This window comes from Mesorhizobium sp. M0768, assembly GCF_040320195.1.
Lineage (GTDB): Bacteria > Pseudomonadota > Alphaproteobacteria > Rhizobiales > Rhizobiaceae > Mesorhizobium.
The window spans coordinates 1-7,792 of record NZ_JAMYPD010000070.1; the positions used below are offsets into that span (position 1 = coordinate 1).

Annotated in this window: 9 protein-coding genes and 1 pseudogene; 3 read left to right on the forward strand and 7 right to left on the reverse strand. The window is 64.4% G+C overall.

Annotated elements, in window-relative coordinates:
* Positions 1–189: 189 nt before the first annotated feature.
* The 6 genes from NKI08_RS34095 to NKI08_RS34120 all read right to left on the reverse strand — a co-directional run bounded on the left by NKI08_RS34095 (position 190) and on the right by NKI08_RS34120 (position 5,013).
* Positions 190–1,380, reverse strand: coding sequence for an arabinose transporter (locus tag NKI08_RS34095; protein WP_352616220.1), 1,191 nt, complete (start codon positions 1,378–1,380; stop codon positions 190–192).
* A 31-nt stretch (positions 1,381–1,411) separates the two neighbouring features.
* Positions 1,412–1,834 (reverse strand): lipocalin-like domain-containing protein, encoded by a 423-nt coding sequence (locus NKI08_RS34100; protein WP_352775847.1) that lies wholly within the window; start codon positions 1,832–1,834, stop codon positions 1,412–1,414.
* Between the two features lie 64 nt (positions 1,835–1,898).
* Positions 1,899–2,915, reverse strand: a complete 1,017-nt coding sequence (locus tag NKI08_RS34105; RefSeq protein ID WP_352775834.1) for a zinc-dependent alcohol dehydrogenase family protein — start codon at positions 2,913–2,915, stop codon at positions 1,899–1,901.
* Between the two features lie 25 nt (positions 2,916–2,940).
* Positions 2,941–3,336 (reverse strand): (R)-mandelonitrile lyase, encoded by a 396-nt coding sequence (locus NKI08_RS34110; RefSeq protein WP_352491966.1) that lies wholly within the window; start codon positions 3,334–3,336, stop codon positions 2,941–2,943.
* A gap of 19 nt (positions 3,337–3,355) precedes the next feature.
* The gene (locus NKI08_RS34115) at positions 3,356–3,826 is read right to left on the reverse strand and encodes a cyclophilin-like fold protein (protein ID WP_352775837.1); all 471 of its coding nucleotides are present in this window, start codon (positions 3,824–3,826) and stop codon (positions 3,356–3,358) included.
* Entirely contained in the window at positions 3,823–5,013 is a 1,191-nt protein-coding gene (locus NKI08_RS34120; RefSeq protein ID WP_352775840.1) for an MFS transporter, read from the reverse strand. The genes NKI08_RS34115 and NKI08_RS34120 overlap by 4 nt, the downstream gene beginning before the upstream one ends.
* Positions 5,014–5,164: 151 nt before the next feature.
* Here NKI08_RS34120 and NKI08_RS34125 point away from each other — a divergent pair, with 151 nt between their 5' ends.
* Complete coding sequence (locus NKI08_RS34125) at positions 5,165–6,058, forward strand: LysR family transcriptional regulator (RefSeq protein ID WP_352775843.1); 894 nt, start codon at positions 5,165–5,167, stop codon at positions 6,056–6,058.
* 12 nt (positions 6,059–6,070) lie between these two features.
* Here the strand turns inward: NKI08_RS34125 and NKI08_RS34130 are convergent.
* A pseudogene (locus tag NKI08_RS34130) lies at positions 6,071–6,394 on the reverse strand (NAD-binding protein); the annotation flags it as partial.
* Between the two features lie 42 nt (positions 6,395–6,436).
* Here NKI08_RS34130 and NKI08_RS34135 point away from each other — a divergent pair.
* Positions 6,437–7,096: a L,D-transpeptidase gene (locus NKI08_RS34135; protein WP_352616234.1), complete on the forward strand. Its 660-nt coding sequence runs from the start codon at positions 6,437–6,439 to the stop codon at positions 7,094–7,096.
* A gap of 10 nt (positions 7,097–7,106) precedes the next feature.
* A complete protein-coding gene (locus NKI08_RS34140; RefSeq protein WP_352474289.1) occupies positions 7,107–7,619 on the forward strand; it encodes an OmpA family protein in 513 nt (170 codons plus the stop codon).
* Positions 7,620–7,792: the final 173 nt, after the last annotated feature.

Sequence of the window (7,792 nt, forward strand, 5' to 3'; positions counted from 1 at the left end):
AAACACAAATCCCCATAGCTCACCGCCTGCGGCCCGCGGGTTCCTGCATCAGAGACTTTCGTACGCCTGACGGCACCCGAAACCCTTCAGCAATGTCGGCCGTAGACGTCGGTCTTGTCATTGCCCGGAAGCAGACGTCGCCCAAAGCGGGAGCGATCGTGGTTGCGCGACATCTCGAGCACAGACTAGCTATAGTGGAGCGTTACGGCGACCCAGCAGCAGAGCGATGCCCAACGCCGGAAGCGTCGCCGTCGCGACGACGAGGAAGACGAATTGCAGGCCGGCCGACGCGGCGACCAAGCCGAGCGCCGGGCTGCCGAAGCCGAGCGCCACGTCGAGGAAGACGGTGTAGAGTCCCATGGCCAGGCCGCGGCTGCGTTGCGGAAGACGGCCTACGGCCTCGGCACCGAAACCGGGATACACCAGCGAGTAGCCAAGGCCAGTCAGGCCCGCTCCGATGGCGGCGAGAACAGGCCCGGGCGCAAGCCAGGTCAGCATCAGCCCTGCCGCCTCGACCGCCACGAAGATCACAGCGACGCGCGCGCCCCCCAACCTGTCAGGCAGGTGGCCGAAGCACAGCCTTGCCGCGATCAGCGACGCGGCATAAGCGGTGAAGGGAAGCCAGACCGGCTGCCAGCCGCGTTCGGCAAAGAGCAGCGCGCCAAAGGACAGGATCGCGCCATAGCCAAGGCTGCTGAAAGCAGCTCCGACGCCGGGAAGCCAGACCGCTTGCGCCACGCTCGTCCATGACTGTCGCGCGGCGCTCGCGGCGAGGCTGGTGCCACGCATAGGCAGGATGGCAAGCAGCGTCGCAAGCGGCAGGCCGACCGTCGCGAGTGCGATCGCGGCGAAGCCGCTCGCCGCATAAAGCGCAGATCCGATCGGCGCGCCTAGCGCGAGCGCCGCGAACATCGCCGTGCCCACCCAGGCTATGACCTTTCCGGAGTTCTGTCCGCCCGCAAGGGAAAGGCCCCAGGCGACGCCGCCGGTGATGATGAAGCTCTCAGACGCGCCCAGTACCGCCCGGCCGGCGAAGAGCGCCGATGCGGACGCTACGGGCCGGTCGAGCAATGCCAGCGAGCCGACGTAAATGAACCCCGCCAGGGCAGCGGCAATGAGGCCGACGACGACGGCCCGCTTGCCGCCGCGCCCATCGGCATAGTTTCCAGCCCCAATGCGCGACAGCATCGAGGCGACGAACTGGCTGCCCGTCACCAGCCCGACTGCGAAGGGGCCGAAGCCGAGCTGCTGGTGAAGATGCAGCGGCAGGACGGGTAGCGCCAAGCCGATCAGGAGGAAGCCGGCGAAGACAGCCGCCATGATTGGCGCCAGTTCCGCTGTCGCGCCATTTCGGTCTGAAGTCCGCGCCATTGTGGCCATCGATGACAGGTTGACAGTCGGGCTGTTCCGATCAGTAACGTTCGTAGGTTACGCGCCAGCCTTCGGCCGGATTGTCCGGGGTGAGGACCAGTTTGTTGCCCAAGACTTCGAATTTGCGTTTCATGCTCTTCCCGACAAGGTTGCGGACCAGGGAGGACTCGATCGTGATGACGAAGGTCTTGTCCTGGTCGTTGATGGCGACCGGCCCGTAATAGGCTTCGTAGCCATTCGCCGTATAAGGCGTGTCCGGCGCCTTGGCGTCGGGGTTCTGGGCCTGCACCGAGAGGGTGCCGGCCTCGGTGAAGATGACCTGGCCGGAATATGGCACGGGCTTGAGATTTCCCTCGGCGCCGGCCTCGAGCGACCTCATGCGCCATGCGCCGATGATCGGGGACTCTTGGGAGAAAGCCGGCGTGATAACTGAAAGCGCAAGGGCGGCGATCTTCAATCTCATCGTCATATGTCGTTGTTCCTTTTCTGATTTGCGGGTGCGCACAGGCCGTCCGCCCAATCTTCGCTCACACCGAAAGCATGACCTTGATGGCGCGCCGCTCGTCCATGGCGCGGTAGCCTTCAGCGACCTCGACCAACGGCAGCTTGAGGTCGAAGACCTTGCCGGGCTTGATCCTGCCCTTGAGCACACGGTCCATAAGGTCGGGCAGGAAGCGGCGCACCGGCGCGGGGCCGCCCAGCATGCGCTTCTGGCCGAAGAAGAGATTCTGGCCATCGAAGCTCACGCCATGCGGCACGCCGACATAGCCGATAGTGCCGCCGGGGCGGGAGCAGGCCAGCGCCTGGTCGAAAGATTCCGCCGTGCCGACGCATTCCAGCACCGAGTCCGCGCCGACGCCCCTGGTGAGGTCCTGGACGCGCGCGACGCCTTCCTCGCCACGCTCGGCCACAATGTCGGTGGCGCCAAACTCGCGGGCGAGTTTTTGGCGGCTGACGTGCCGGCTCATGGCGATGATGCGCTCGCCGCCCATCTCCTTGGCCGCAAGCACGCCCATCAGGCCGACCGCACCGTCGCCGACCACCACCACCGTCGATCCTTCTCGGACCTCGGCTGCGTCGGCCGCATACCAGCCAGTGCCGAGCACATCGGACACGGCCAGCAGGTCGGGGATGAGTTCGGCCGGCGGCACCTCGGCGGTGGCGACCAGTGTGCCATCCGCCAACGGCACGCGGGCATAAGGTGCCTGCGCGCCCGACATGAATTCGCGTTGCACGCAGGACGACTGGAAGCCGAAGCGGCAGTGCGGGCAGGTATTGTCGGAGAGACAGAACGAGCCGACGACGAACTGGCCGGGACGGATGGTGCGCACCTCTGCGCCGACCTCGACGACGATGCCACAATATTCGTGGCCCATATGCATCGGGCCGTCGACCGGCTGCAGCCCGCGATAGGGCCACAGGTCCGAGCCGCAGATGCAGCTTGCCGAGAGCTTGATGATGGCGTCCGTTGGCCGCATGATTTTCGGATCGGCGATTTCCTCGCAGCGGATGTCGCCCGGTTTGTGAAGAACAGTTGCGAGCATTTTGGTTCCTTTCGAGTCGAGAAGATCAGGCGCCGTAGTCGGCGTCGCTGACATGTTCCAGCCAGTCCACGACCTTGCCGTCTTTGACCTCCTGGAGGGCAATGTGGGTCATGGCGGTCTGAGGCGACGCGCCGTGCCAGTGCTTTTCGCCGGGCGCGAACCAGACGACGTCCCCCGGCCGGATTTCTTCGACCGGGCCACCCTCGCGCTGCACGCGGCCAAGGCCGGAGACAACGATCAGCGTCTGGCCGAGCGGATGCGTGTGCCAGGCGGTGCGGGCGCCGGGCTCGAAGGTCACCTGTGCGCCTTGGACCCGCCCGGCATCGAAGGGATTGAAGAGCGGATCGATCCGCACCGTGCCGGTGAACCAGTCAGGTGGCCCCTTGCCGGAAGGCCTCGTGCCAGCGCGAAGAATGTCCATGGTGATCTCCATTGGGTCCTCAACTGCGTTCGATGCGAAGCGGGAACGCGCCGCGAATGTGCAGGGCCTGCTCGCCCTCGTCGAAGCGGCCGAGCCTGATCAGCCCGGGATGGCGATAGTCGGCGTAGAACATGGCCAGGTTGCCCCAGAGCATGAAATAACAAAGGTCATAGGGCTGCTCGTTGGCGAACGGACCGCTTCCCTCTTCAGTCAGCTTGCGCGGCAGATAGGCGATCTTCTCGTTATGCGCGTAGTCCTCGATCTTGAGGTCGAGCGGCAGCATGGAGAAGAAGTCGCGCGCCGACGGATTGTCGTAGAGCGTGGCGGTCATGGTGCGGCCGTTGAAAACCATCCTGATCTTCATGTCGGTGGGCTCCTGGCTGACTGAGGCTTCGCGGTCTTGGCCGGCGGCTGCGCGAGGCAGGGCCGCCACCGCGAGCGCGGCGCCGAGCAATGTCCGGCGGCTGAGCGGCGCACGCTCGATAGTCATGGCAAAGACCTCCGGGCCATATGCGATGCGGCAAAGGCGGCGAGCGCCGATCCGCAGAGCAGCACCGCGCCGAAAGTGAATGCTCCCCACCAGCCGACCGTATCGAAGAGCGTGCCGCCGATCGCGGCACCGCCTGTAATGGCGAGCTGGATGACGGCTACCTGCAACCCGCCGCCGGCCTCTGCGTCGTCCGGCAACGTTCGGCTGAGCCACGTGCCCCAGCCAACCGGCGCGGCCGTGCCGAAGAAGCCCCAGGCAACGAGCAGCAGCGCTGTGGGAACCGGCAAGGCACCGACGGCGATGAGCACAGCTGCCAGCGCGGCCATGACCAGCGGGATGACGATGAGGATGCTGAACAGGCGCGTGCGCAAAAGCCGGCCGACGCACCATGTGCCGAGCACCCCTGCCAGCCCCATCGCCAGCAGGATCGCCGAAAGCTCGGCGATGTCGAGCCGAGTGACGCTCTCGAGGAAGGGCCGCAGATAGGTGAAGAGCGCGAACTGGCCCATGAACAGCATCATGATCGACGCCATGCCGGTGGCGACAGGAAGACGGCCGAGGAGCGCCAGCGGATTGCCAGGACGCTTCCTCCGGCGCGGGGGCAGCGCCGGCAGGCTTGTCCACTGCCAGACCAGCGCCAGGACCCCAAGCGGCACGACGAGGAAGAAAGCGCCGCGCCAGCCGACATAGGCGCCAAGAAAACTGCCCAGCGGCGCGGCGACGGTGGCCGCAATGGCATTGCCAGCGTTTAGCATGGCGAGACCCTTCGGAACCATGTCTTGCGGCACGAGGCGCATGACGATCGCGGTCGACATCGACCAGAACCCGCCGATCGCGATGCCGAGCAGCGCCCGGCCGACCATGAGGAACGCGTAGTTCGGCGCGAAAGTGACAGCGAGCCCGGATACGATCAGGAGAAGGGTAAAGCCGGTCACAACCAGGCGGCGGTCGATCCGGCGTGTGAGGCCCGCGACCAGCAGGCTGGTCACGACGGCGAAAGCGCCCGAAATCGAGATCGCCTGTCCCGTGCGGCCCTCGGTGATGCCGAGATCGGCCGCTAGCGGCGACAGCAGGCTGACCGGCATGAATTCCGACGCGATGAGCACGAAAACACACAGCGCCATCGACAACACCGCGCCCCATGCGGCGCGGTCTTCGACAAGCCTTGTGTCGTAGGTCGTCTCCATGATTGGCATCCTTGCAAGGCGACTGGGGCGGATCAGCCGCCCATCCCCGTCGCCATGCCGGAAGATATTGCAGAGGAACCCATTCTATTAGACTGAGTAATTCGCATGGACTTATCTGCTCATGATATAAATGTCCGACCGGAGGTGCCCTATGCAGCGCGATGGCATGAAGGATCTGCTCTGGTTCGTGGCGGTCGCGCGGGAGCGCAGCTTCACCAAGGCGGCGGCCAAGCTCGGAACCTCGCAGTCTACCCTGAGTTCGACAATCAAGGAGCTTGAAGCTCGTCTTGGCGTCCGCCTGCTGACACGTACGACGCGGAGCGTCGCTCCGACCGAGGCCGGCGAGCGACTTTTCCAATCTCTTGTTCCCCGCTTCGAGGAAATCGAAGCCGACCTCGCAAGCCTGGTGGCCTTTCGCGACAAACCCTCCGGAACGGTCCGTATCACGCTGTCCGACCATGCGCTCCAGACGACCGTCTGGCCGAAGCTGCAGCCCTTGCTCGGCGACTATCCTGACGTGTGCGTCGAGCTCTACAGCGACAACGGCTTGAAGAACATTGTGGAAGAGCGCTTCGACGCAGGCGTGCGGCTTGGTGAGAGCATCGACAGGGATATGATCGCAGTGCGCATCGGGCCGGATTGGCGGCTCGTGGCCGTGGCTTCTCCCGAGTACTTTTCTCGCCATCCCGTTCCGACCGCACCCCAGGATCTGGTCGACCATGACTGCATCAATATGCGGCAGGCGACGTTCGGCGGATTATATGCCTGGGAATTCGCCAGGGATGGCCGCGACCTTCGTGTGCGGGTGGAAGGCCAACTCACCTTCAATTCGTCCATTCCCATGATCGAGGCTGCAATAAGCGGTTTCGGGATCGCCTATGTCCCGGAAAACCTCGTCAGCCAGCACATCGCCAAGGGATGCCTTAGGCTCGTGCTTGACGACTGGAGTCCGCCGTTTGCGGGCTATCACCTCTACTACCCGAGCAGGCGACAGCTCTCGCCTGCGATGGCGGTGATCGTTGAGGCGCTCCGCCATCGCATCTGACGGGAGGTCGGGCAGTTTGCGTCTCAGCGCCGCAAGAACCGATTTGGCTGCCTCGGGGTCGTCCAGAGTGATCACCAGGGCCTTTGCACAGTCAATTTTCGCGGCGGCCACCATCTCCTCCTGCGAAGCGTTGCCGAAAAAGACCGGTAGACGTTCTTTCCGGGACCGCTCTACATTTTTGGCGTCGAGGTCGACTGCAACCCACCTGTATCCACGCTCGTCGAGCAATCTGCCGATCACCCGGTCTACCCGCCCGAACCCGGCAATGACGAATGTCCGGACACGGCGGACTGAAGCAACGCAGCATTTTCCACTTTGAGGCGAAGTAATTCTCAATTATGGTCCGCCAGGCTTTTGGCATGAGGGGGAATATTGCCGATGGTTTTATCACGCAGGGGTGTCGTGCTCGGCGGCTTGGCGCTGGTCGCGATGGGTGCAACCAGCAATATTGCTCAAGCAGCGGCGGCAAAATCCTTTTTCGCCGGTACCGCCAGCGACAACAATTTTGTGTATCGCAAGACCAACTTCGCCAAGATCGACAAGAGATGGCATCGCCAGATCGTCAAGTATTTCAGTAGCGAGCCGGTCGGCACCGTCGTGGTCGATACCCGCCACCATTTCCTCTACGTCATCATGGAAAACAAGACCGCCATCCGCTACGGCGTCGGCGTCGGCAAGGACGGCTTCAAATGGTACGGCCGCGCGACGATCGACCGCCGCGCGCTGTGGCCGGACTGGGTCCCGCCTCCCGAAATGCGCAAGCGCAGGCCGGAGCTACCGGACATGATCGCAGGCGGCGCGTCCAACAATCCGCTCGGGCCGCGCGCGCTCTATCTGCACCGCGACGGCGCCGACACCGGCTACCGCCTGCATGGCACGCTGGAGCCATGGAGCATCGGCACCGACGCTTCCAGCGGCTGCATCCGCATGTTCCCGGAAGACATCATCGACCTCTACCAGCGCTGCCCGATCGGCACCGCGGTGCAGGTCCTGCCGCACATCGCCGACCAGGCGCCCGCTTCCACCACTGTCGAATGATTGGCGCCTCATGAACCGCATCATTGAAAACACGCGCCGGCTGCTCGCCGCCGGCCTGCTGCTGCTGGCCGCATCCTGCTCGACCAGCAACACGCTGGCCCCTCCCACACCCGACGTCACCAACACCGAGGTTGCCGGCTTCCAGAACGTGCAGCCGGGCAGCGAGGAGGATTTTATCCTCAATGTCGGCCGCCGCACCTATTTCACGCAAGGTTCGGCCGCGCTCGATTCCGTCGCCAAGGCCACCCTCGACACCCAGATCGCTTGGTTGGCAAAGCATCCGCGCTGGCTGCTCAAGCTGCAGGGTTTCGCCGACGATCCCGGCGCAAAGGAAACGGCGCTGTCGCAGCAGCGCGCCGATGCGGTGATGGACTACCTCGCCGCCGGCGGCATAGACCGCAACCGCATGTGGGCCAAGGGCTACGGCAAGGACAGGCTCGTCCGCGAGTGCCCCGACACCGCCTGCAGGTCGCAGAACCGCCGCGTTGTGTCTAATTTGCGCGATGTGAGGGACGAGCCGTAGGGGGCTGCTGTTCTGCTTGTGACCCGAAGCAGAGTCTCACACGCGACGGCGGCATGGCTGCTTTGCGCCTAATGCACGAACCCGCTTCGCGGGAGAGGCGCCTCGTTCTGAGATGGCGCGACTGCCATTTTGACTTGAGCGGGTAGAGGGGTCGATCTGACCATGGAGTTCCC

Bases quoted from the DNA above. Each gene is read 5' to 3' on its own strand.
- NKI08_RS34140 (WP_352474289.1), top strand. From the start codon at position 7,107: ATGAACCGCATCATTGAAAACACGCGCCGGCTGCTCGCCGCCGGCCTG.
- NKI08_RS34105 (WP_352775834.1), bottom strand. From the start codon at position 2,915: ATGCTCGCAACTGTTCTTCACAAACCGGGCGACATCCGCTGCGAGGAA.
- NKI08_RS34135 (WP_352616234.1), top strand. From the start codon at position 6,437: ATGGTTTTATCACGCAGGGGTGTCGTGCTCGGCGGCTTGGCGCTGGTC.
- NKI08_RS34095 (WP_352616220.1), bottom strand. From the start codon at position 1,380: ATGGCCACAATGGCGCGGACTTCAGACCGAAATGGCGCGACAGCGGAA.
- NKI08_RS34120 (WP_352775840.1), bottom strand. From the start codon at position 5,013: ATGGAGACGACCTACGACACAAGGCTTGTCGAAGACCGCGCCGCATGG.
- NKI08_RS34100 (WP_352775847.1), bottom strand. From the start codon at position 1,834: ATGAGATTGAAGATCGCCGCCCTTGCGCTTTCAGTTATCACGCCGGCT.
- NKI08_RS34125 (WP_352775843.1), top strand. From the start codon at position 5,165: ATGCAGCGCGATGGCATGAAGGATCTGCTCTGGTTCGTGGCGGTCGCG.
- NKI08_RS34110 (WP_352491966.1), bottom strand. From the start codon at position 3,336: ATGGACATTCTTCGCGCTGGCACGAGGCCTTCCGGCAAGGGGCCACCT.
- NKI08_RS34115 (WP_352775837.1), bottom strand. From the start codon at position 3,826: ATGACTATCGAGCGTGCGCCGCTCAGCCGCCGGACATTGCTCGGCGCC.